This is a genomic window from Tautonia plasticadhaerens, from assembly GCF_007752535.1.
Lineage (GTDB): Bacteria > Planctomycetota > Planctomycetia > Isosphaerales > Isosphaeraceae > Tautonia > Tautonia plasticadhaerens.
On record NZ_CP036426.1, the window covers coordinates 6808136 to 6830593 of the forward strand.

15 protein-coding genes and 3 pseudogenes are annotated in these 22458 nt (G+C 71.7%); 9 read left to right on the forward strand and 9 right to left on the reverse strand.

Annotation, left to right across the window (positions count from 1 at the left end):
• Nucleotides 1-309: 309 nt before the first annotated feature.
• Nucleotides 310-1611, forward strand: coding sequence for a hypothetical protein (locus tag ElP_RS27175; protein WP_231749277.1), 1302 nt, complete (start codon nucleotides 310-312; stop codon nucleotides 1609-1611).
• Between the two features lie 254 nt (nucleotides 1612-1865).
• On the opposite strand, the gene ElP_RS27180 is transcribed toward ElP_RS27175, so the two are convergent.
• The 5 genes and pseudogenes from ElP_RS27180 to ElP_RS27200 all read right to left on the reverse strand — a co-directional run bounded on the left by ElP_RS27180 (nucleotide 1866) and on the right by ElP_RS27200 (nucleotide 6329).
• Nucleotides 1866-2891, reverse strand: a complete 1026-nt coding sequence (locus ElP_RS27180) for a WD40 repeat domain-containing protein (protein ID WP_145275627.1) — start codon at nucleotides 2889-2891, stop codon at nucleotides 1866-1868.
• Nucleotides 2888-3409, reverse strand: a pseudogene (locus ElP_RS27185) (DUF1501 domain-containing protein); the annotation flags it as partial. The pseudogene ElP_RS27185 and the gene ElP_RS27180, both read right to left, overlap by 4 nt.
• Nucleotides 3410-3490: 81 nt before the next feature.
• On the reverse strand, nucleotides 3491-4219 hold the full coding sequence (locus ElP_RS27190) for a DUF1501 domain-containing protein (RefSeq protein ID WP_145275631.1): 729 nt from the start codon (nucleotides 4217-4219) through the stop codon (nucleotides 3491-3493).
• A 56-nt stretch (nucleotides 4220-4275) separates the two neighbouring features.
• On the reverse strand, nucleotides 4276-5979 hold the full coding sequence (locus ElP_RS27195; RefSeq protein ID WP_145275633.1) for a DUF1549 and DUF1553 domain-containing protein: 1704 nt from the start codon (nucleotides 5977-5979) through the stop codon (nucleotides 4276-4278).
• Nucleotides 5976-6329 (reverse strand): hypothetical protein, encoded by a 354-nt coding sequence (locus ElP_RS27200; protein WP_145275635.1) that lies wholly within the window; start codon nucleotides 6327-6329, stop codon nucleotides 5976-5978. The genes ElP_RS27195 and ElP_RS27200 overlap by 4 nt, the downstream gene beginning before the upstream one ends.
• A gap of 295 nt (nucleotides 6330-6624) precedes the next feature.
• On the opposite strand from ElP_RS27200, the gene ElP_RS27210 reads away from it, so the two are divergent.
• Nucleotides 6625-7877, forward strand: a protein-coding gene (locus ElP_RS27210; protein ID WP_390836092.1) for an IS3 family transposase whose coding sequence is annotated in 2 segments (ribosomal slippage) — nucleotides 6625-6955 and nucleotides 6955-7877 — 1254 coding nt in all. Because the reading frame shifts where the segments join, the coding sequence is not laid out codon by codon here.
• A gap of 137 nt (nucleotides 7878-8014) precedes the next feature.
• On the opposite strand, the gene ElP_RS38745 is transcribed toward ElP_RS27210, so the two are convergent.
• The 3 genes and pseudogenes from ElP_RS38745 to ElP_RS27220 all read right to left on the reverse strand — a co-directional run bounded on the left by ElP_RS38745 (nucleotide 8015) and on the right by ElP_RS27220 (nucleotide 10144).
• On the reverse strand, nucleotides 8015-8587 hold the full coding sequence (locus ElP_RS38745; protein WP_197447128.1) for a transposase: 573 nt from the start codon (nucleotides 8585-8587) through the stop codon (nucleotides 8015-8017).
• A gap of 16 nt (nucleotides 8588-8603) precedes the next feature.
• Nucleotides 8604-9080, reverse strand: a pseudogene (locus ElP_RS41390) (winged helix-turn-helix domain-containing protein); the annotation flags it as partial.
• Entirely contained in the window at nucleotides 8963-10144 is a 1182-nt protein-coding gene (locus tag ElP_RS27220) for an IS4 family transposase (protein ID WP_145274591.1), read from the reverse strand. The gene ElP_RS27220 and the pseudogene ElP_RS41390, both read right to left, overlap by 118 nt.
• A 519-nt stretch (nucleotides 10145-10663) precedes the next feature.
• Between ElP_RS27220 and ElP_RS38750 the strand changes: the two genes are divergently transcribed.
• The 7 genes and pseudogenes from ElP_RS38750 to ElP_RS41650 all read left to right on the forward strand — a co-directional run.
• Entirely contained in the window at nucleotides 10664-10837 is a 174-nt protein-coding gene (locus tag ElP_RS38750) for a hypothetical protein (RefSeq protein WP_197446410.1), read from the forward strand.
• A gap of 153 nt (nucleotides 10838-10990) precedes the next feature.
• Complete coding sequence (locus tag ElP_RS27225) at nucleotides 10991-12826, forward strand: alkaline phosphatase family protein (protein ID WP_231749278.1); 1836 nt, start codon at nucleotides 10991-10993, stop codon at nucleotides 12824-12826.
• 404 nt (nucleotides 12827-13230) lie between these two features.
• Complete coding sequence (locus ElP_RS27230) at nucleotides 13231-14697, forward strand: alkaline phosphatase family protein (protein WP_145275639.1); 1467 nt, start codon at nucleotides 13231-13233, stop codon at nucleotides 14695-14697.
• Between the two features lie 449 nt (nucleotides 14698-15146).
• Entirely contained in the window at nucleotides 15147-15983 is an 837-nt protein-coding gene (locus ElP_RS27235) for an IS5 family transposase (protein ID WP_231749279.1), read from the forward strand.
• Nucleotides 15984-16094: 111 nt separating this feature from the next.
• Entirely contained in the window at nucleotides 16095-17231 is a 1137-nt protein-coding gene (locus ElP_RS27240) for an IS701 family transposase (RefSeq protein ID WP_145275641.1), read from the forward strand.
• 234 nt (nucleotides 17232-17465) lie between these two features.
• Nucleotides 17466-19583, forward strand: coding sequence for a recombinase family protein (locus ElP_RS27245; protein ID WP_145267375.1), 2118 nt, complete (start codon nucleotides 17466-17468; stop codon nucleotides 19581-19583).
• Between the two features lie 65 nt (nucleotides 19584-19648).
• Nucleotides 19649-19984 (forward strand): annotated as a pseudogene (locus tag ElP_RS41650) (IS701 family transposase); the annotation flags it as partial.
• A gap of 468 nt (nucleotides 19985-20452) precedes the next feature.
• Here ElP_RS41650 and ElP_RS27255 read toward each other — a convergent pair.
• Nucleotides 20453-22393, reverse strand: a complete 1941-nt coding sequence (locus tag ElP_RS27255; RefSeq protein WP_145275644.1) for a sulfatase — start codon at nucleotides 22391-22393, stop codon at nucleotides 20453-20455.
• Between the last annotated feature and the right edge of the window lie 65 nt (nucleotides 22394-22458).

Here is a 22458-nt window from a genome sequence, read left to right on the forward strand (position 1 = left end):
ATCAACCTCACCAGCCGATTATCCCCGACCGAAATTGGATGTCAATATCCAATTTGACCTCCTGGGGGACGGATCGGCGGACCGAGCGATCGGACGCCCGCCGTCGAGCGCCCGATTTCCGGCCCAGCGGTCGACCTCGCGAGAGCGACCCGTCGCAGGACGACTCGGGAACTCGGCACGTCGAGGAGGCGACACCCCATTAAATTGGACCTTGAAATCCAAAATGGTGGCCGGTAGGATGGAGCCGGTTTTTTGCTCGCGAGCGGCCCGGATGAAATGGGGGTGGGCATCGTGCGATTCGGCCAACGAGTGATCCTACGAGCTGCCCGCCGGTGGGTCGTCGGCCTCGCGATCGCGGTTGCCGGCGTGTCCGGGACGTCGGCGTGGGGCCAGTTGCCCTACGAGGGCCCGCCGATCGATTACCTGGAGGCGCCGGTCGACGACCCGGTCGCTCGGCTCCAGCGGAGACTCGATCGCGGCGAGGAGGGACTCGGGTACGACGAACGGCTCGGGTACCTACCGGCCGTGCTCGAGCAATTGGGGGTGTCGGAGACGTCGCAGGTGCTGGTCTTCAGCAAGACGAGCTTCCAACACACCCGGATCTCGCCGCGATCGCCGCGGGCCCTGTACTTCGGCGACGACGCCTACGTCGGCTGGGTCCGGGACGGCGACGTGCTGGAGATCTCCGCGGTGGACCCGCAGCAGGGGGCGGTCTACTACCTGCTCGACCAGCGGCGTTCGGCGCGGCCGACGTTCGAGCGGCAGACCTACGACTGCCTGTCCTGCCACGCCTCGGGGCGGACCCAGGGGGTGCCCGGCCACCTCGTCCGGTCGGTCTTCGCCGGGCCCGACGGTCAGCCGGCGTACAATGCCGGCACGTTCGTCACCGACCACACGAGCCCGATGGAGGAACGCTGGGGGGGCTGGTACGTCACCGGGACGCACGGCGACCAGCAGCACATGGGGAACGTCTTCGTCCGGGACCGGAGGGACCCCGAGCGGCTCGACACGTCCGCCGGCGCCAACGTCACCGACCTGTCGGGCCGGTTCGCCTCGTCGTCCTACCTGACGGGGCACAGCGACATCGTGGCGTTGATGGTTCTGGAGCATCAGACGCAGATGCACAACCGGATCACCGCCGCCGGCTACCAGGCCCGACTGGCCCTGCACCACGAGGCGGGGATCAACGAGGCCCTCGGCCGACCGGCCGGCTCGATGTCGGACTCCACCCGACGCCGGATCGAGGGGCCCGCCGAGGAACTGCTGCGGTACATGCTCTTCGTGGGGGAGGCGGAGCTGACGTCCCCGGTCGCCGGGACGTCCGGGTTCGCCGAGCACTTCGCCTCCACGGGGCGTCGCGACCGCCGAGGCCGATCGCTCCGGGACCTCGACCTGGAGACCCGGCTCTTCCGCTACCCGTGCAGCTATTTGATCCACTCCGAGGCCTTCGACGCATTACCCCTCCAGGTGAAGGACCACGTCGAGCGACGCCTCCACGAAGTCCTGACCAGCGCGGACCAGGCCCCCGAATTCGACCACCTCAGCCCCGGTGACCGGCGGGCCATTCTGGAGATCCTTCGGGACACTCGGGTCGACCCGCCCTCGGGGTGAGCGCCATCCGGGGGCCGTCACCGTCCCGGCAGGGTCGCCCGAGGCGAGAGCCCGGGCCTCGGGCGGGCCATGCCTGAGGTCGTCGCCGAGGGGCCGACTCCCCCCGACCCACTCCCATCGGGCGGGCTGTCCCCCGGGGGGCTGACGCCCACGTCACGGCCGGAAGGGCCGCCGCCCACCGTCTCGACGCATCGGGCACGACCGAGGCGGCCGCGCGGGTGGGGCTGTTGCCATCGCCGGGACACGTTCGAGCTTCATGGGGGCGGGAGCGATTGGTCGCGGAGATCGATCCGGAGGATTCGCCCATCCGGGCCGCCGACGACTAGCCCGTCCCCGGTCGGGTGCACGGCGATCGCGTACGCCCAACCATCGAGCGCGGGGATGTCGGAGATGACCTCGACGGTCGTCGGGTCGATGAGGCGGACGTGGCCGTCGACGCAACAGGCGGCGACCCGGGAGCCGTCGGGGAGCCAGCAGAGGTCCAGGGCGGGGGAGTCGAGGCGGCAGGTGCGGACCATCCGCCCGATGCTCGGCTGCCAGAACCGGTCGGTTCGGTCGTCGCTCGCCGTGGCGACCAGGGCCGGGTCGACCCCCCCGGGGCGGGGCTCGACGGAATGGACCGGCCCCGTGTGCTGATCCAGCGAGTGGATTAGCCCCCCCGAGTCGAGATTCCAGACCCGGAGGCTCCGGTCCAGGCCGACGCTGACGAGCGTCCCCTCGTCCGGCAGGGTCGCCAGGGACGAGACGCCCCGGGAATGGCCCTCCAGGCGGCAGACCACCGCGCCGGAATCGACGTCCAGCAGGACGATGCTGCGGTCGAGGCTCGCGGCGACGATCGTCCGCCCGTCCCTCCAGGCGAGGTCGAGGACCGAGTCGTCATGGCAAGAGGCGCCGAGGAGCGATTCGAGGCCGGGCCAGGCCCGGATCTCGACGGTCCCCTCCGAGGCGGGGGAGCCCCCCCCGACCGCCAGGCGATTGCCGGAGGGGGAGAAGGCCAGCGCGTGCGGGTTCGGGGAGGCCGTTTCGAAGGTCGCACGCTCGGTGAGCCCGGGCCAGTCGAGGACGAGGAGCCCGCGCTGGGACGCGGCCACCACCGCCGACCCGTCCGGGGAGAATGCCAGGGCGGTGATCGGCGGCTCCTCGCCGAGTACGGGGCGGGCGGCGACGGCGACGCAGCCGAGCAAGGAGGCGAGGGCGGCGATCAGGAGCCGCCCCGGCCGATCTCCGGCCGTTCGCTGGCCGGGCCGGGCCCGGTCGGCCGTCGGGGGGTGGGGCCTCATGCGATTAGCTCCCGGATGACCCTGGACCCCTCGGGGGCGACCCGGACCGGGCGGCCGTCCGGGGTGTGCAGCACCGTGGTCGGGTCGATCCCCAGCAGGGTGTAGATGGTCGCGGCGAGGTCGGACGGGGTGGCGGGCGAGTGGTCGGGGTATTCGGCCAGGGGGTCGCTGCCCCCGATCACCTGGCCTCCCGGGACGCCCCCGCCCGCGAGGGCGACGCTGAAGACGTTGGGCCAGTGGTCCCGGCCCCCGTCCGGGTTGACCTTCGGCGAGCGGCCGAATTCCCCCATGACCACGACCTGGGTCCGGTCGAGCATCCCCCGCTCGTCCAGGTCGCCGATCAGAGCCGAGAGCGCCCGGTCGAGCGCGGGGAGCAGGGCGCCCCGGTCGCCGGGGTAACGCCGCTTCAACCGGAGGAGGTCGGCGTGGGTGTCCCAGCCGGCGCTGTTGACGGTGACGAAGGGGACGCCCCGCTCGACGAGCCGACGGGCCAGCAGGCAGGCCTGGCCGACTCCGTGGCCACCCCCCCGGCCGTAGCTCCCGGACCCGGTCGCCCTCCCGGTCGAGGTCGAACGCCCCCTTGGCCTCCGGGGAGGTGATCAGGTCGAAGGCACGGGACAGATCCGGATCGGCGGGGGAGGGCGGCGAGGCATCCCGGGCCCGGCTGAGGGCGTCGACGGCGTCGGCGAACTCGCGGCGGCGGGCCAGCCGGCCGAGGTCCAGGCCGTCGCGATTTCCAGGTCCTGGACCCGGAAGTCCGGGCGGCCCGGGTCGCCGCCGACTTCGAAGGGGAGCGTAGCTTCGGGCAGGTAGCCGTTGCCCGAGAAGGCGCCCGGGAAACGGGGGACGGCGACGTTTGGGGGCAGGATGCCCGGCTTCGGCCCGAGGTGGGCCAGCGTCGCCCCGAACGACGGAGGGTCCAGCGCCGGGGTCGGCGAGTGGTTTGTCAGGACGTAGCGCGTGCCCAGGTCGTGCTCGCCGAGCGGCGAGGTCAGCGACCGGACGATCGCCATCCGGTCGAGGGTCGTCGCCGTCCGCTCCAGGCACTCGCCGAGCCGGACGCCGGGGATCGCCGAGGCGATCGTCGAGAAGGGGCCCCGGATCTCCTCGGGGGCGTCGGGTGTGGGGTCGAACGTCTCCAGGTGGCTGGGGCCCCCGTCGAGCCAGACCAGGATGCAAGAGTCCGCGCTCGGCCCCCGGTGTCCGGCGGCGGCCGAGGCCCGACGGGCCCGGAGCGACCCCCCGAGCCCGAGCCCTAGGGCCGTCAGGCCCCCGACCCGGACGAAGTCGCGCCGGGTCACGCCATCGCATCGAGTTCGGGGATTCATCCGCCTCTCCTCCCGGGTCGGATCCGGCGGTTCGAACCCCTCCCGGGGCAGGCCGGTCAGTGGTTCGATCGGAACTCGGCCGAGGCCAGCAGGCCCCAGACGATGTCTTCGAGGGTCGCCCGCTGCTCGGCGTCGGGCCGATGCTCGTCGAGGTGTTCGGCCCAGAACCGACGCTCCTCGGCCGAGAGATGGCGGCCGAGGGCGGCGACGTAGGAGGCGTCGACGACCTGCACGGGCACCGAACCGGAGGAGATCAGCCGGTCGAGCCGGCCACCGGTGGCGCCGATCCGGGCATTGAGCAGGGGCCCGTTGACCAGGTGGAGCGAGCGGGGGAGGCCGGCGGCCCCCTCGCCCGGGCCCTCGCAGGGATCGACCCGGCCTCTGCGGCCCAGCACGTCGAGCGACCGGGACATCGCCTCGGGGTCGACCAGGTCGACCGACCTGGTCCCGATCGGCTCCGCTCCGTACGGCTCGGGGACCCCAAGGGCGTCCGAGAATGCGTCGGCCAGCACCTCGGGCTCGAGGGGTCGGCGGAGACGGTGTGCGTAGAACTTCGAGCCGAGTTCGTCGACTCCCGTCGCCGAGGACTCCCGGGCGTAAGTGGCGCTGGTGGCGATCAGCCGGAGCGTGTGCCGGATGCGATGGCCGTGCTCCTCGAAGTCCTCGGCGAGTGCGTCGAGCAGTTCGGGGTGGGTGGGCGGGTTGGTGGCCCGGAAGTCGTCGACCGGATCCACGAGGCCCCGTCCCATGAGCCGGGACCAGAGGCGATTGACGATCGTCCGGGAGAAGTGGGGGTTGTCCCGGTCGGTCAGCCACTCGGCCAGGACGGCCCGCCCGCCTTCGGTGGGGGGGAGGTCCGCCTCGCCGGGGATCCGAGGGATGGCGGGTTCCAGGGTCGCCGGGTGGATCACGTCGCCGTCGGGGTCGGGCTCGATGACCCGGTCGCCCTTCACCGTTGCGATGATGGCGGCCAGGCCGTGGTAGTCGTCCTGCGTCCAGCGATCGAGCGGGTGGTCGTGGCAGTTCGCGCACCGGATTCGGCTGCCGAGGAACAGCTCGCCGGTGAACTCGGCCAGCCCCCCCGGCCCGTCGGCGGCCCGATAGAAATTCGCCGGGCCGACGAGGTGGGTGTCGCCGTCGGCCAGGAGGACGGCCCGGGCGATCTCGTCATAGCCGGCGTCGGTCCGGATCTGATCGGCGAGCCAGACGCGGTAGGCGATCGCCCCGGCGAGTTCCCGGTCCGGTCCCATTCCCCTGGCACGGACCCCGAAGGGCCCGGCCAGCTGGTAGGTCCAGTACGAGGTGAATTCGTCGGATCGGAGCAGGCGGTCGACCAGCATCGCCCTCCTGGCCGGGTCCGGGTCCCCGAGGAAGGCGTCGACGGCCTCCGGGGTCGGGAGCCTCCCCGAGAGGTCGAGCGTCGCCCGTCGCAGGAAGGTGGCGTCGTCCGACGGCGGGGATGGGGGGATGCGCAGCGTCTCCAGCGCCTCCAGGACGAAGCCGTCGATCAGGTTGGCCCGGGGTTCGGCCGAGAGGTCGACGGCGGCCCCGGCCGGTGGCACGATGAACTCGATCGGCTCGACGTGGCCGAGGAATCGGGCGATCACGAGATGTCGGCCCGGCCGGGCGACCCGGGCGGTCGCGGTCCCGACGTCGATCTCGACCGCCGAAAGATCCTCGGCCGAGAAGACGGCCCGGCTCGTCACGTCGGCCGACTCGCCGTCGTCGAAGTGGGCGATCGCCCGGAGCGGGATCGTCACGCCCGACGACTCGCCGACGTGCCGGTCGGGAGAGACCTCGACCCGCTCCAGTCGTCGGCTCGAGCCCGCTCCGGCCCCCGGGCGATCCAATCGCGCAGCAATCCGGCGGCCTCGGAATCGGCCTCGTATCGCAGGCCGCCGCCGTGGTCGAGGGCGAAGGTCGGCTCGGCCAGCAAGAGGCTGTCATCCGGGCTCGCCAGGTTGATCCAACGCCCTTCGAGCTGCCGGACGATCGCCCGATGGTCGGCCCGGGGATCGCCGCCGTAGAGGGAGAGTTTGAAGCCTCCCCGCCCGGCGGCGGCGCCGTGGCAGGACCCGGCGTTGCAGCCGAAGAGGGTGAACACGGGCATGACCTCGAGCTCGAAGTCGACCCGGTCGGGAGGCGTTGCCCTCTCCCCGATGTCGGCTCCGGCTCGCATCGGGGACAGGGCAAGCACCGCCGCCATCGTGATCGTGGCCGATTGCGGCAACCGACGCCGCCGTCGACCAACCACGGCGGCCGGGGGAGAAGGATCAAATCGATTGGCCCCCGGCCCGCATCCGCCGGGCCCGGTCGCCCTGCTCGATCCGGGGTCGGGGCGTCGCATGTCCTTCGCCTGAGGTTTTCTCTGGGCACTCTCATGGGCCATAATGGCCCAGCAAGGAGTGCCCGAGGTGACCCAGAATCGCAGCACACCTGAGTCGCCCGATCGGGGCCGCTTCCCCGCCAGGCGGAAGGCCGAGGCCGTCGTCCGCCTGCTGCGGGGCGAGGACCTCGACACCCTCTCCCGGGAGCTGGGCGTCACCGCCGCCACCCTCTCCTCCTGGCGGGACGGCTTCCTCGACGGCGGCACGGCGGCCCTCGAGGGCCGGCCGGCCGACGGCCGGGACGAGCTGGTCGCCCGGCTCCAGGCCGAGGGCGGCCAGCTGACGATGGATCGCCAGCCGCTCGGCATGAGGTGCCGGCACCTGGAGGGCGGCCGCCCTTTCGCGTCGGGGAGGCGGAGCACCTGAGCCGGTCCGCCTCCCCCTCGACCGGCAAGCGGTACGGCATGCAGCGGGCCTGCCGCATCTTCGGCCTGGCCCGCGCGACGGCCGACGACCTCAAGGCCCGGGAGGCCGTCCCGCCGGAGCAGCGGCCGGCCCCCGGGAAGCGGGGGCCGGCCGGGGCGGCCACCGACGAGGGGCTGGTGGTCCACGTCCGCCGGGTGCCGGCCGAGAGCCCGTTCACCGGCGAGGGCTACCGCAAGGCCTGGGCCCGCCTGCGGCCTCAGGGCATCCGCGCGGCGTCCGGGCGGGTGCGGCGGCCGATGCGGGGGCACCACCTCCGGGCCCCCCGCCGGGGCGGCCACGCCCGCGGCCCGAAGGCCCACGACGGCACGATCACGGCCGAGGAGCCGGACGCGCTGTGGGGCACCGACAGGACCACGACCGTCACCACCGGCGAGGGCGCGGTGCACGTCTTCGTGGCGGTGGACCACCGCACCTGCGAGTGCGTCGGCCTGCACGCCGCCAAGCGGGGCGACCGGTTCGAGGCGTTGGGGCCGCTGCGGCAGGGGGTGCGGGGGCACTTCGGCGGCTTCGGGGCCGGGGTCGCCCGTGGGCTGACCACCCGCCACGACCACGGGAGCAACTACCTCGGCGACGACTTCCGGCGGGAGCCGGCCTTGCTGGGGATGGCCAGCGCGCCGGGCTTCGTGCGGGAGCCGCAGGGGGACGGCCGCGCCGAGCGGTTCATCCGCACGCCCAAGGGGCAGCTGCTCTGGGTCCGGACGTTCGCCCCGGTGGCCGAGTTGGTCGAGGCGTTGGGCGAGTTCGAGCGGACGTACGACGAGCGATGGCAGATCGGTCGCCACGGCCACAGGCCGCCGAGCCAGGTCCGACGGGACCGGAACGGTGGCGTCCCGACAGCGGCGTGAGTAGCCTCAAGTCCCCGTCCAGAGAACTCAGGGCGATACAGCCAGCAGGTTCGTCAGCCGCTCGGCCGTGCGCAGCTTCGACTGCTCGGCCCGGCAGCCGGACTTCAGCACCTTGTGATACGGGATTGCCTGGATAACTAACCATTGAGGGCGACCGCCCAGTGGAAGCCGACCGCCCCGCGGACGACCTCGGGGTGGTCGATCAGCCAGCGGCATCGACCGATCAAGGGGCGCTCCAACGCTTCCAGGTCGTCGAAGCCCTCGTTGGCCACCACCGCGCGCAGCGGCGGCCAGAGCGGCTCGGCCGGCTGCAAGTCCGGCGTGCGGGGCGGCAGCCGGTGCCGCACCACGTCCGGCGGCACCGCCAGGCGCCTGGCCACGTGCCAGCCGGCGTTGTCGACCGGCACCACCAGCAGCCTCTCGCCCGCGGGGCCCGCCCACCGGGCGAACTCGCCGAGCGCTGCGGCCATCCGGTCGGTATCCGCCGCCGGCAGGATCGGCTCCAGGTCGCGGCCGCTGGCCGGGTGGACGAAGCCGTAGACGTAGAGCCACTGACACCCGGTGCGGCCGTTGGCCGTCGGTCGTCGCCCCTTGACGGCCCAGACCCGCCGGGCGACGGGCTTGAGCCCCGGCCGGGCCTCGTCCTCGGCCCACAGCTCGGCGGCCTTGCCCGGGTGCTCGGCCCTCAGCCCGGCCAGCCGGTCGGCCAGGTCGCCTTTGCCACCTCCGCTGCTCGTCGGCCGTCGCCGCCCCCGGGTCGCGGGGCCGGGGGACCTGGAGGCTCAGGCCCAGGCGCCGCAGCCGGCGCCAGCCGGCCTCGACGCGGACGGCCACGCCCCACCGGTCGCGGACGTAGGCGGCCACCTTCGGCCCGGCCCACAGCCCGCCGTCGTCGGGGCGGCCCTGCAACGCCTCGAACAGGACGGCCTGCTGCTCGTCCGGGGGCTTATGCCGGCCGCCGTCGCGGGCGGCCCGGCGGTCGGCCCGGCCGGCGGGCCCCTGGGCGTCCCACCGCTTCAGGATGGCCCGGACCCAGGCGGGGGTGAGGCCGACCTCGGCGGGGGCGGGCGGGTCGGTGGAGCGGGTCAGCAGCCGGAGGACCTGCCCGTGGGTCTTCTCGACGCCGGAACGGCAGGCGCGGTAGCGGCGGGCGATCTCGCCGGGGTCCAGGAGCGGGGCGATCGGCAGTCGGTCGCGGGCCATGGTGCTGCCCTCCATGCGGGCGATCCCCGCATGAAGGATAGCGATCCAGGCAATTCCGTATGAGAGGTCTCGATCTTGAACCGCTTCGCGTACCAGCCCAACTTCCCGGTCGCGGCCTCGAGGTCATCCACCGCCAGGTCCGTCAGCAGCCGCCACCGGACCGGCTCCCGGCCCGCGGGGGCCGCGCGCTCATCGGCGTGGATGGCCGTCAGCTCCAGCGTCGGGTAGCGGCGCTGCTTGCCGATCGGCGGGCGCACCGTCATCCGGCGGAAGCGCACGTCGAGCTCGGCCGTCGAGGCCCGCCCTCGGTCGTCGCGGACCTCGACCTCGTGGACGCCCCGGACCGGCTCGCGTCCCATCACCTCGGAGATGGTCGTGCCGCCGCCCTCGGCCAGCCGGCCGACGCAGGTGCGGACCAGGAAGTGGGTCCTCGCCTCCCGGGCGGCGCGGAACAGCTCGTAGATGTCGCTCTCGCGGTCGCCGACGTGGACGCACCGGGCCGGCTCACCGAGCAGCTCCGTGGAACGCTTCAGGTTCTCCGGCCAGCGGACGCTCTCCTCCTGCTCGATGGGGATGCGGGTGGCGTTCACCTTTCCCCTCAGGGCGTTGGCCCCCTTGAACTTCTTGCGGGTCCAGAACTTGACGGCCGCCAGGCCGAGCGGGTCTCCCTGGGGGGTGAGGACGAGGCTGGAGTGCATCAGCAGCCCGCAGAGGGTGACGGTGGCGTGTCGGGTCTTCAGGAGCGAGAGCCGGCCGATCGCCTCGGGATTGTCGCGACGGGAGCTGAACTCGGTGGTGTCGTGCAGGACCAGGATCGGTCCGGCGGTCGCGGCGAACCGGGCCCGGGGGGCGGCGAAGTGCCCGGTGAGGATGACGCCCTCGTCGACGCGGGGGTTGCCGAAGAAGCGGTAGGCGGCCTCGGTGGCGGCCCAGTCCTGGCAGGCCATCGGCGTCGGGGCGCCGATCCGCTGCCCGAGGTCGCCGAGGGGCTTGCCCAGCCTCGCCCTCAGCCGCCGGTCGGGGAAGCTGCCGCCGGCCAGCTCCTGACCCACCCAGGCGTCCATGACCGCGGCCCCGGTGTGAAGCGCTATCCTCGAAGACGGATCCTCCAGGACGTGACTCTAGCCCGGGCCTGCCGCCCGGACCGGCGGGAGTTGTGGGTAAAAGAAAGCTCCCGCACGCCGAAGCAACGCGGCCACAACCCCGTTTCCGCGGTCCTGGATGCCGTCCGGGTCTCGCTGTAGACCGGCCAATTACCACCCTTGCCGCCGAAAGTGCTGAAATCGATCGAAAGTTTGCACATTTGAAAACTTCTACCGTTAAAGATTAATTGGGACACAGCCGAGCGGGGATTGGCTCTTGTCGATCGGCGGACCGTCCGTTACGATAATCCCCATCCTTTGAGAGATTTCGGACGATTCGAGGGGACCGCCGCCGGGAGACGTTATGCTCCGGCGAGGACTTGGCTCGGTGCCTTGATGGCGGGCTCGCGAAACACGCTCAAACTCCTCGGTTTCCGTCGCGTTCCGCTCGATCGACCTGTCCTGAGACCACGCCGGTCGGCGTCGAGGGAGACATCCCGCATGCTCCTCGCCTACTTCACGCCGGAAGTCGTCCTGCCGATGGCCTCGCTCGTGGCGTCCGTCGTCGGCTTCGTCATGATGGTCGGTCGGGCACCGTTCCGCCTCGCCGCGCGGGGCGTGCGGGCCGTTCTGGGTGGCGAGAAAAGAGCTCGTTCGTCGACGGGGAAACCGTGAGCGCGCAACCCTCGATCGCCGGTACTCAGCGGCTGTGAAGGGTCCGCCACGGTCGCGGGGACGTCGCCGCTCGTGGGGCCTTACTGTCCCCACATGGGCCGGTCGCCGAAGGCGGTTGGTGGAGGAGGCATTACGATTGACCGGAAGGTGATCGTGATCGGCTTGGATGGGCTCGAGCCGAGCCTCGTCGGGGCACTGCTCGCGGCCGGCGAGCTCCCGAACCTGGCCAGATTGGTCTCCGGGGGGGGGCTGGCACGCGTCGCGACGACCTACCCTGCCCAGACGCCGGTGGCCTGGTCGACCTTCGCGACGGGCACGAACCCGGGCGGCCACGGCATCTTCGACTTCCTCCGGCGCGACCCTCGGACGTACCTGCCCGACAGCGGCCTGAATCGCTACGAGCAGAAGAACCCGCTGCTGCCCCCCAGGGCGGTGAATCAGCGACGCGGGACGCCGGTCTGGGAGCGGCTCTCGGAGGCGGGGGTCACCTCGACCGTGCTCCGGTGCCCGTGCACCTATCCGCCCGACCGCCCCCGCGGGCGGATGCTCTCGGGCATGGGTGTGCCCGACCTGCGCGGGGGGTTCGGTACCGGCACGTTCTATAGCTCGGACGAGTCCGTCGCCGCCCGCGAGAGCGAGAATGTCGTGCGGGTCCAGGGCGAAGGCGATGGCTCGGTCGCAACATACCTGGTCGGGCCTCGCCACCCTCGGACCCGGGCCGACTGCCGGTTTGACATCACACTCAGCCCTGACCCCGCCCGGCGCATGCTGATCGCCCGCTCAGGCGGATCGCCAAGGGAGTTCGAGGTCAGGGAGGGTGAATGGAGCGGCTGGTTGAGGGTGAATTTCAGGCTCGGGCCGCTCCAGTCGGTCCATGGGATCGTGCGGTTCTTTCTGGTCCGGATCGAGCCGACGCTGGAATTTTACGCCTCTCCGATCAACTTCGACCCCGAGACCCCGCTGTTCCCGATCAGCTCCCCGCCGGACTACGCCCGACAACTGTCCGGCACCCTGGGCCCGTTCTACACAGCGGGCATGGTCGAGGATCACAACGGGCTGATGAATGAACGATTCGGAGAGGACGCCTTCCTGGCGCAATGCGACGACGCATGGCGCGAGCGCGAGGCGATGATGCTCCACGAGCTGGACCGCTTCGACGAGGGCCTGTTCTACTGCCTCTTCGACACGCCCGACCGCGTCCAGCACATGCTCTGGCGGTTCCGCGAACCGGAGCACCCGGCCAACCGCGGGCGGGCACCGGACCCGGCCTTCCGGCGGGCCATCGAGGAACATTACCGCCGCGGGGACGAGGTCGTCGGGCGAGTCCTCGAATCGGTCGACGATCGGACGCTGCTAATCGTCCTGAGCGATCACGGGTTCGGCAGCTTCCGGCGCGGGTTCCATCTCAACAAGTGGCTCCTCGACCGCGGGCTCCTGGCCCTGAAGGCCGGGCTCGAGCCCGGCCCGGATTCGGGCGACCTGCTGCGGGGCGTGGACTGGGACCGGACCCGGGCCTACGCGATCGGGCTGAGCGGCCTCTACCTCAACCTGCAAGGACGCGAAGGGCGCGGCGCGGTCCGGCCCGAGGATGCGGAGGAGTTGAAAACGACCATTGCCCGAGAGTTGAACCGCCTCGAAGATCCCCAGGAGGGCGTCGTCGCCGTGCGCAGCGCGCTGACGCGCGAGCAGGTCTACGCCGGGCCGTTCGTCCACGAGGCCCCGGACCTGATCCTCAACTACGCCCGGGGTTATCGCGTCTCGTGGAGCTCGTCGCTGGGTGGCGTGGCCGCCGGGGGCCCGTTCGAGGACAACACGCGCAAGTGGTCTGGCGACCATATCATCGACCCGGCCCTGGTCCCCGGCGTCCTCCTCATGAATCGCCCGTTCCGCGGGGAAGGGCCGCGGCTGGTCGACCTTGCGCCGACCATCCTCGCCGCCCTCGGCCTCCCGATCGGAGACACGTGGGAGGGGAGGTCGCTGTTGTCCTGATCCACGGACCCGCTGATGCGGTCCGATCCGGGCGTGTGGGACAACCGCCCCCGGCTGTCCTCCGGTCGGGACAGCCGGGGGCGGCTGTCCCACACCGGACCTGCCCGAATCGGGCCGCATCAGCGGGTCCGTGGATGAGGAGGTGCCTTCGCCGATCGTCATGTCGGCCCTTCGCCATCCCCTCGGGCAGGGCGAGCAACGTCGCGACTCGGGGGAGCCGCCCGTCGACCGTCGGCCCAGCCCGCTCGCAGCCGGTGACTTGTTCGGTAAGGGGTCGCCGGATAACCTCGAATCCCAGCCGGATCACGACACTCCCCATTCACGGAAAACATCCTCACCCACTGGTTTTTTCATCAGATGTGGATCCGGTACCAAACCGAAGCTCTGGGCCACGGGCACTCGCCATGAAGATCCTGGTCGTCGGCCTCGACTGCGCCGCCCCCGAATTGCTGCTGGGGGATGAGCGTCTGGTCAACATCCGCCGCCTGATGGATGCGGGCTGCTACGGCCGGCTGGAGAGCGTGATCCCGCCGATCACCGTCCCGGCCTGGATGTGCATGGCGACGAGCCAGGACCCCGGCTCGCTCGGCGTCTACGGGTCCCGCGACCGGGTCGGCCGCTCCTACGACGGCCTCGGCCTCGTCGATTCCCGGTCGATCCAGGAGCTGGCCATCTGGGACCAGGTGGCGCGCGAGGGGGGGAAGTCGGTCATCATCGGAGTCCCCCCCGGATACCCGCCGCGCGAGGTCAACGGCCTCTCGGTCGGCTGCTTCCTGACCCCCGACACAACCCGGGGCGCCTACACCCACCCGGCCGGCGTGGCCGGGCGGATCGAGCGGCTCGTGGGCCACTATCCGGTCGATGTGAAGGACTTCCGGACCCGCGACAAGGATCGGCTCCGGGACGAGATCGACGTGATGACCCGGAAGCACTTCGCGGTCGTGCGTCACTTCCTGGAGCATGAGGAGTGGGACTACTTCCAATTCGTCGAGATCGGCCTGGATCGCGTGCAGCACGGCTTCTGGAAGTATCACGACCCCGAGCACGTCCTGCACGAGCCCGACAGCCCCTATCGCGAGGTCATCCGCGATTATTATCGGTACCTCGACGATGAGCTGGGGAGCCTCCTGGAGCTGTTGACCGAGGAGACCATCGTCCTGGTCGCCTCCGACCACGGCCCACAGCGGCTCGACGGCGGCTTTTGCGTCAACGAATGGCTCGTGCGCGAGGGCCTGCTGGTCCTCCGCAGCTACCCGGATCGGGTCACTCCATTCAGCAAGCTCGACGTCGATTGGGGCAGGACCCGGGCCTGGAGCGAGGGCGGATACTACGCCCGCTTCTTCCTCAACGTGGAGGGGCGCGAGCCCGAGGGGACGATCGCCCCGTCGGATTACGAGCCGTTCCGCGACGAGCTGAAAGCGCGGCTTGAGGCCACCACCGACCCGGAAGGCCGGCCTCTGGGGACACTCGTCTTCAAGCCGGAGGAGATCTACCGGGCGGTTCGGAACGTGGCCCCGGACCTGATCGCCCACTTCGGCGCCCTGTCGTGGCGGTCGATCGGCGGGGTAGGGTACCCGACACTCCACGTGCGGGAGAATGACACCGGGCTGGACAACTGCAACCACGCCCAGCACGGCGTCTTCGTCCTCGCTGCGCCGAACAATCCCGTGCGAGGCGAGGTCCAGGGGGCCCACTTGCTGAACATCGCCCCGACCCTGCTGGAGCTGGCCGGGTACGATCGCCCCCCATCCATGCAAAACCGGTCGCTGGTGGAGGCCGGGGGCCCGGATGTCGGCCCCGACTCCGGCGACTCTGACGACGACGAGAGGACGGTGCGCGACCGCCTCAGCGGCCTGGGCTACATCGGCTGATCCCCGGAAGGCCCTCGGGGACGAGGCCGAAGGGGCTGCGACGATGGAACCCGCTTCGGCCCCGCACCAGTCCCCCGTGCCGGCGCGCGCGAAGTCCCATTCCCCGCGGTCCGCCCTCGTCCTGGCGACCTGGTTCGGCCTCGTCGGCGGCTACCTCGATCTGGGCGCGATCTTCCCGAAGTTGACGTGTTCCATGCGACGCTGTCCTACGAGCAGGGGCGGCATTTCCGCTCCGCCGGGTCGTGCCGGTGGTGAACCTGGCCGTCATGATGATCCTCCGATCGCTCTTCGGCGGGGCCAACCGACTCCGCCAGGAGCTGTGCTCCCGCCGGTCCGCAACCCTGCTGCCGGGGAGCTGGCGATCTGGGGCCCCTGCTGAGGGCGCCGCTCTAGGGTCCGTCTGACGAATCACAAGGTGTCATCATGGTGGTCTTTTCGCGGAGGACGCCGTGCGGATCCGACGCCCCTACGAGTTGACCGACGGGCAGTACGCCCGGATCGAGGACCTGCTACCGACCAACGGCCGTCGCGGCGGCCAGTGGGATGACCACCGCACCACCCTCGATGGCATCGGTCGGATCCTCCGCACCGGGGCCCGGCGACGCGAGCCGCCCGGCCGCGACGGCAAGTGGAAGTCGGCCTACGGCCGCTTCAATCGCCGGAGCGAGGACGGGCCACTCGGCCGCGTCCGTCGCCGGCTCCACGCCCGGCCGGACCGGCTCCGGCGGCTGGACTTCGACCTGCGGTGCGTCGACGGCAGCGGCATCCGGGCCAGCCGCTCGGCGGCCGGGGCCCGGCGGCGCGTCGATGGGGAGCCGGGCGACCATGCCCTGGGCCGGTCCCGCGGCGGCTTCGGCACCAAGCCCCACCTGATCGTCGATGGCGATGGCCCGCCCCGCGCCGCGTCGATCTCGCCGGGGCAGGCCCCCGAGTCGAAGCGCCGGGAGCCGGTGCTCCAGGCCGAGCGGATCCCCCGAGCCGGACGGGGCCGGCCGAGGAGCCGCCCCAAGGCCCCGGCCGGGGGCAGGGGCCACAGCTCCCCCCGAGTCCGCCGCTACCTGCGACGCCGCCGGACCAAGGCGGTGATCCCGACCCGCAAGGACCAGCGACGGAGCCCGCACTTCGACGAGGCGAGCGATCGCCGACGCAACGTGGTGGAGCGGTGCATCGACTGGCTCAAGGAGAGCCGGCGGATCGGGACCCGTCACGAGAAGCCGGCGGTGAGCTTCATGGGGATGGTCAAGCCGGCCATGATCCGCCGCTGCCAGCGCCTCCTCGCTTCGTGAGACAGACCCTAATACTACAGCGCAGGTCGGTCCTCTCTTCTACGCCGCGATGGCTTCGGGTACAAGAGCGATCATTCGTGAGTCCCGCCGGACCTCCCGAGGCGATCGCTCGTGGACGAACACCAACTCCTGGCCCTCAAGCCCGAACTCGACCGCTTCCTCGACCGCTTCGCCCCCCTCTTCGGCCGCGACGAGAACCGGGCCCACGCCCGCCGCTTCGTCCAGGGGCTGCTCCACGGCGGCGAGCGTCGCAGCATCGAGAACATCGCCCAGGCGACCAGCGGCGGCCCGGTGCGCTCGCTGCAAGCCTTCATCAGCACCGGCGCCTGGTCCGATGGCGCGATCCTCAGGCAGATGCGCGGCGCGGTCCTGGAGCTGCTGGCCGATGACGACGCCGCCTGGAATGCCGCCGAGACCGGGTTCCCCAAGAAGGGGACCAAGTCCGTCGGCGTCAAGCGGCAGTACTCCGGCACGCTGGGGCGGACCGACAACTGCCAGGTCGCCGTCTTCGCCGACTACTGCTCGGCCAAGGGCCACACCTTCCTCGATCGGCGGCTGTTCCTGCCCGAGGAGTGGGCCGGCGACGGCGAACGCCGCGAGGAGGCCGGGGTGCCCGCCGGCGTGATCTTCCGCACCAAGCCGGAATTGGCCCTGGCGATGGCCGCCGACGCGGTCGCCGAGGGGGTGCCGTTCCGCTGGGTCGGCGGCGACGGCGTCTACGGCGACAGCCCGACCTTCGTGCAGGGCGTCCGGCAACTCGGCAAGCGGTACGTGCTGGACAGCTCGGCCGATGCCCGGGTCTGGACCGGCGAGCCGCGGGTGATCCCGCCCGAGGAGCGGCCCAGGCCGAGGCGCGGACGCCCGTGCACCCAGCCGCTGGTCGTCGGGGAGGCGAAGCGTGTCGACGAGGTGGTCGCCGCCCTGCCGGCGACGGCCTGGCGCCGGCTGACGGTGGCCGAGGGGAGTCAGGGGCCGCGGGTCTACGAATACGCCGAGCTGTGGGCCTGGTTCAGCGAAGGGGGCCTGCCCGGCCCGCGCGAGCGGCTGCTTGTGCGTCGGTCGCTGGGGCAGGAGCCGGAGCTGAAGTATCACCGCTCCCACGCCCCGGCGGAGGTCCCGCTGTCGAAGTTGGCGCAGGTCCGGGCGACGCGGTGGCTGGTCGAGACGTGCCAAGCAGACTGCACCTCAAGCGACCGGTGGTGCAGCACCCCCGGCGGCGGTTACGATCAGCGCCGCCGCGCTGCTTGAGCTGGCGGCGTGGTGCCGACATCACCTGACCTCGGCATCGGGAGACATCGCATGTCCGTCGCCCCCCGTCACAACGCTCCCCCCCGCGCCTGACGACGGCGCCCTGCCCACCGCCGACGGTCGCACCGACGATCTGGGCCCGCCTGCCGGCCGACCGGCAGCGACAGCTCCGCGACCTGCTCGGCCAACTCCTCGCCAGGCTCCTGGCGGCCACCCGAAGCGAGGAGGCCGGCCATGAGTGACGCAACCCGCTCGCCCAAGCTCCGGCCCTGGCATCTCGACCGGGCGGCCTTCGTCTACGTCCGCCAATCCACACCCCAGCAGGTGCTCGACCACCGCGAGTCCACCGACCGGCAGTACGCCCTGGCCGACCGCGCCGTCGCCCTCGGGTGGCCACGGGACCGCGTCACCACGATCGACGACGACCTGGGCAAGAGCGGCCAGTCGATCGAGGGCCGGCCCGGGTTCCAGCGGCTGCTGGCCGAGGTGGCGCTCGACAACGTCGGGCTGATCCTCGGCCTGGAGATGAGCCGGCTGGCCCGGTCCAACCGCGACTGGCACCAGCTGCTCGAGCTCTGCGCCCGCTTCCGCGTGCTCCTGGCCGACGCCGACGCCGTCTACGACCCGGCCGACCACAACGACAGGCTCCTGCTGGGCCTGCACGGCATGTTGAACGAGGCAGAACTTCATGTCATCAAGGAGCGGATGTGCCAGGGCCGGCTCAACAAGGCCCGCCGGGGCGAGCCGATGGGCTCCCCGCCGCTGGGCTACGTACGCCTCGCCTCGGGCGAGTGGGCGATCGACCCCGACGAGCAGGTCCAGGCGACCGTGCGGCTGATCTTCGACCGGTTCGACCGCGAGGGTACCCTGCACGGCCTGCTCCGCTACCTGGTCCACCACGGGGTCCGCATCCCGATCCGACCCCGCCACGGCCCCAACCGCGGCGGGTTGGAGTGGCGGCGGCCGAACCGCCCGACGCTGTCGAACGTCCTGCACCACCCGGCCTACGCCGGTGCCTACCGGTTCGGCCACCGGGAGGTCGACCCGCGGCGCAAGCGGCCCGGGCGGCCCGACACCGGCAAGCTGGTCCGCCGCCCGGAGGAGTGCCTGGTGCTGATCCGCGACCGGCTGCCGGCCTACATCACCTGGGAGCGGTTCTGTGACAACCAGGAGCGGCTGGAGGCCAACCGGGCCCGCCGGGACCGCCCCGGCGCGCCGCGGCAGGGGGCCTCGCTGCTGGCCGGACTCCTGCGGTGCGGGCGGTGCGGCCGGCGGATGCTCGTGCGGTACTCGGGGGCGACGGGCCGGTACAGCTACACCTGTGCCCGCGGGGCGGCCGACCACGCCGAGCCGATCTGCCAGAGCCTCTCCGGGCCGGCGCTCGACGGGCTGGTCGCCGGCCGGGTCCTGGCGGCGGTGGAGCCGGCGGCGCTGGAGGCGAGCTTGGCGGCGGTGGCCGAGGTCGAGCGCGAGCGGTCCGAGCTGGCCCGGCACTGGCGGCTCCGCCTCGAACGCGCCGGCTGCGAGGCCGACCGCGCGGCCCGGCAGTACCAGGCCTGCGAGCCGGAGAATCGCCTGGTCGGCCGCGAGTTGGAGCGGCGCTGGGAGGAGGCGTTGAGGGCGCAGCGGCGCCTCGAGGACGAGCACGAGCGGTGGCGGGGGTCGGCCCCCGGTCGGCTCTCACCGGACGACGAGCGGACGATCCGGTCGCTGGCCGGCGACTTGCCGGCGGTGTGGCAGGCGACGACGACGACGCCCGCCGAGCGGCAGCGGATCGCCCGACTCCTGATTGACCACGTGTCCGTCACCGTGGACAAGGCGAGCGAGCGGGTCGATGTGACGCTCCACTGGTCCGGCGGCATGACCGAGTCGCACGCCATGTCCCGGCCGGTGAAGCGGTACGACCTCCTGGCCGACTACCCCCGACTGGTCGAGCGACTGCGGGGATGGCGCGCCGAGCGGCTCAGCCCGGCGGCGATGGCCGAGCGGCTCAACGTCGAGGGGTTCCGTCCCCCGAAGCGGGCCGAGCGGTTCACGCGGGGGATGGTGCAACGGCTGCTCTGGCACCTGGGGCTGGCCCGCACGCCCTTCGGCAGCCCGGCCGGCCTCGGCCGCGACGAATACCGGCCGTCGTCGCTGGCGCGTCGGCTGGGGGTGTCGCGAGACACGGTGCGGCGATGGGTGCGGGTCGGGTGGTTGACGGCGCATCGCGACGCCCAGGGCCACCACGTGATCTGGGCCGACGGGTCCGAGCTGCGGCGGCTGCGCGAGCTCCGCCGGCTGCCGCGGACGTGGGCGAACAAGGGGCGGCTTGCCGAACTGACCAGACCGAGGCCGCGCCCGGGACGGTAGAGTGAGGGCGGCCCGGCTCAGGGCGAGCCGGGCCGCCCCATCGCGCTCTTGGAGGGCATTATGGCTGGAACATCGAGGAGGACATCCAGTCGGCCAAGGGGGAATGCGGCCTGGACGAGTACGAGACCCGGGGCTGGGTCGGCTGGCATCACCACACGGCGTTGTCGATGCTGGCCCTGGCATTCCTGGTGCTCCAGCGGGTGCGGCTGGGGGGAAAAAGAGGCGCCGATGAGCGTGCCGGAGGTGCGTGCCCTGCTGAGGCACCTGCTGGAGGTGCGGGCGTGGGACGTCGGCGAGATCCTGCGGTGGTCGGAATGGCGTCGCGAGCGGAACCGTCGGGCCGCCGTCAGCCACCGCAAGCGGCGGCTCGCCGTGCTGCGCCAGCGCGGCGTGAAAAGTAGGACGAGGGAACCTGCGCTGTAATACTAAGGGGTCGCCAGCCAGCTCCTGGCGTGCGGCGCCGCCCGCGGGATCAGCTGCCGGGTCGCTGGTCGCGGGCGGGCCCTCGAAGGCCCGTGCCGTCGAGCCTGGTCGTGCACCCGCCCGCGCGGCGTGCCGTCGGCGACGTCCCAGAGCCGGAGGTCTGGTCCGAAGTCCCCGCCACGACGGTCCCCCATCCGGGCTGAAGGCCGCTCTGACACACAAACCCGCTGATGCTTTCCGGTTCCTGAGCGTGAACCGGGCCGGTTTTCCGCCGAAAAGCCTCTGCAAACCGGAAAGCATCAGCGGGCACGTGAATGAGAATGGAAGCCAGGTGGGTGGAGGGCTTGTCATGGGCATCCTTGCCGGTCTCGTGACCTGGGTAGGCGGCGACGTCACCTGGGGAACGGTCCCGGGGGCGGCTGCGGTCACCGGCGCCACCTCTGGCACTACTTCTTCCGGATCATGGTGACCAGGCCGGCACGGAATTGCTGGAGGATCCCCCCGGCCGCGGGAGCACCGGACAAGTTGACCCGCTCCTGTGGGTCGGACCTCAGGGAGTACAGCTCCTCGGAGCCGTCCCCCGAGCGGATGTAATGCATCCCCCCGGCGACCAGCGACTTCATCGGGCCCTTGGCGGCCGGCTCGCGGCCCTGGTTCATCAGGACGATCGGCTTGTCGGTCTCCATCAACAACGGCTCGGCGGACGGCCGGGCCCCTCCCGAATCTTCGCCCCACAGCCGGGCGAGCGACCGGCCGGGGAAGGGGGCCTCCAAGTTCAGCCCGAGGACGTCGACGATCGTGGCCGGAACATCGCGCAGGCTAACCGGCTCGGCCACGACTCGGCCCGCCGCCTGCCCCTGCGGGTCCACGATCACCAGGGGGACCTGCACGACTTGACGGTACAAGCTGCAACCGTGAAAGAACAGGAGATGGTCGCCGAGATGCTCGCCGTGATCCGAGGCGACGATCACCAGGGTGTCGTCGAGCACACCCCGACGGCCGAGTTCGTCGAGGAGCACGCCCAGTCGCCGGTCCAGATACGAGATGCAATCGTCATAGGCATCGGAGGCCATCCGGACGTCGTTGCGCGCGAGCTTGGCCTTCTCGAGCCCCGCCCAGTGCCTCAACGTCAGGCGGTCGCGGCATGTCACCGGCCGGAGTCCGAATCCCGGAGCTGATGATTCCGGCGGTTCGTAAGGCGTGTGGGCATCGTTGTAATTCAGGAAGGCGAAGAACGGGCGGCGACGCCCCTGTTGCCATGACAGCCAATCCAGGAACTCCCGGTCCACCTCGGCGCCGCGCTTCGCGTGCTCGCGCGAGCGAGGTTTCAGTTCCAATGGGCGCCCGGAGGCCCCCTCCGCCAGTCGTTCCAGGATGCAGGCCCAACCGAGGAGGTCCGTCCGATGGCCCAGTCCGACGTAGCGAGTGAAGGTCTCGTACAGCCCGATTGGATAATCCTCGTAGTGGGCGAAGCCGCGGTCCAGGCCGGTCTCGCGGCTGCAGTAATCGAGGTTGGCTACGAATCCGGCGGTGTCATAGCCGCGGGAGCCGAGGTACTCGGCGAGGGTCGGGACGCCCGGGCGGAGGGGGGTCGTCCAGCCGACCCCTAGCTCATACGGCCAGCGCCCCGTGAAGAGGCTGGCGTGCGACGGCAACGTCCACGACGACGTCGCGAACGCCAGGTCGAACCGGACCCCGCGGCCTGCGAATCGCTCCAGGTTGGGGGTGGTGGGGCGGCCGTAGCCGTAGAGGCTGAGATTCCCGGCCCGTACCGTGTCCCAGACGATCAGCAGCACGTTCCGGGCATCCTCGGGAGGCGGCGGCAAGGCGGCCGTCGCCCGATGCTCCGACCAGGCCCGCCCGCCGATCTTCGCCAGCATGACCGCCAGCAGGACGCCGACGAGCCACGGCGTCGTCCGGCGCACCAGCCCGAGGGTCGCCCGGCGGCGGGCACCGGCCAGCCGAGCGGACTGGACCGCCACACCCGCGGAGAGCACGAGTGACGCCCAGACCGACAGGGGCAGCCGCGCGCAGATGTCGAGGAATCCGACGAAGGCGAGCAGCCCCAAGGCCATCCCCGGGCGGACACCACCCCGGCGCAACCCGGCGATGAGCGCGAGCACCGTCCCGGGCACGAGCATCAGGACGGCAACCCCCAGGGGTATGAGCCAGACGAAATGCTCGCCGAGTCGATAGAATTCCCCGCGGATCAGCCTCCGTTCGACGACCATCAGCCCGAGGTCGAGCCAGCCGGCGACCAGGCCGACCCAGGTCGCTAGCAGGAGGATCATCGCCGGCGAGACGCCGACCGACGGCGATCCCCCTTCAGTTGCCTGGAGGGTCGTCTCCGGCGGCTCCGGGGCCGTGCTTCCTGATCGAAAGACCATCGCGGCGTCCAGGGATGAGCGGGGTATGACCGGAGTCTACTACACCGGATCGGGGGGGCGGATTC

Coding starts and splice junctions, on each gene's coding strand:
- ElP_RS27180 (WP_145275627.1), bottom strand. CDS start 2,891: ATGAGGCCCCACCCCCCGACGGCCGACCGGGCCCGGCCCGGCCAGCGA.
- ElP_RS27190 (WP_145275631.1), bottom strand. CDS start 4,219: ATGAATCCCCGAACTCGATGCGATGGCGTGACCCGGCGCGACTTCGTC.
- ElP_RS27200 (WP_145275635.1), bottom strand. CDS start 6,329: ATGCCCGTGTTCACCCTCTTCGGCTGCAACGCCGGGTCCTGCCACGGC.
- ElP_RS27220 (WP_145274591.1), bottom strand. CDS start 10,144: ATGGACGCCTGGGTGGGTCAGGAGCTGGCCGGCGGCAGCTTCCCCGAC.
- ElP_RS38750 (WP_197446410.1), top strand. CDS start 10,664: ATGCTCCTCGCCTACTTCACGCCGGAAGTCGTCCTGCCGATGGCCTCG.
- ElP_RS27230 (WP_145275639.1), top strand. CDS start 13,231: ATGAAGATCCTGGTCGTCGGCCTCGACTGCGCCGCCCCCGAATTGCTG.
- ElP_RS27245 (WP_145267375.1), top strand. CDS start 17,466: ATGAGTGACGCAACCCGCTCGCCCAAGCTCCGGCCCTGGCATCTCGAC.
- ElP_RS27255 (WP_145275644.1), bottom strand. CDS start 22,393: ATGGTCTTTCGATCAGGAAGCACGGCCCCGGAGCCGCCGGAGACGACC.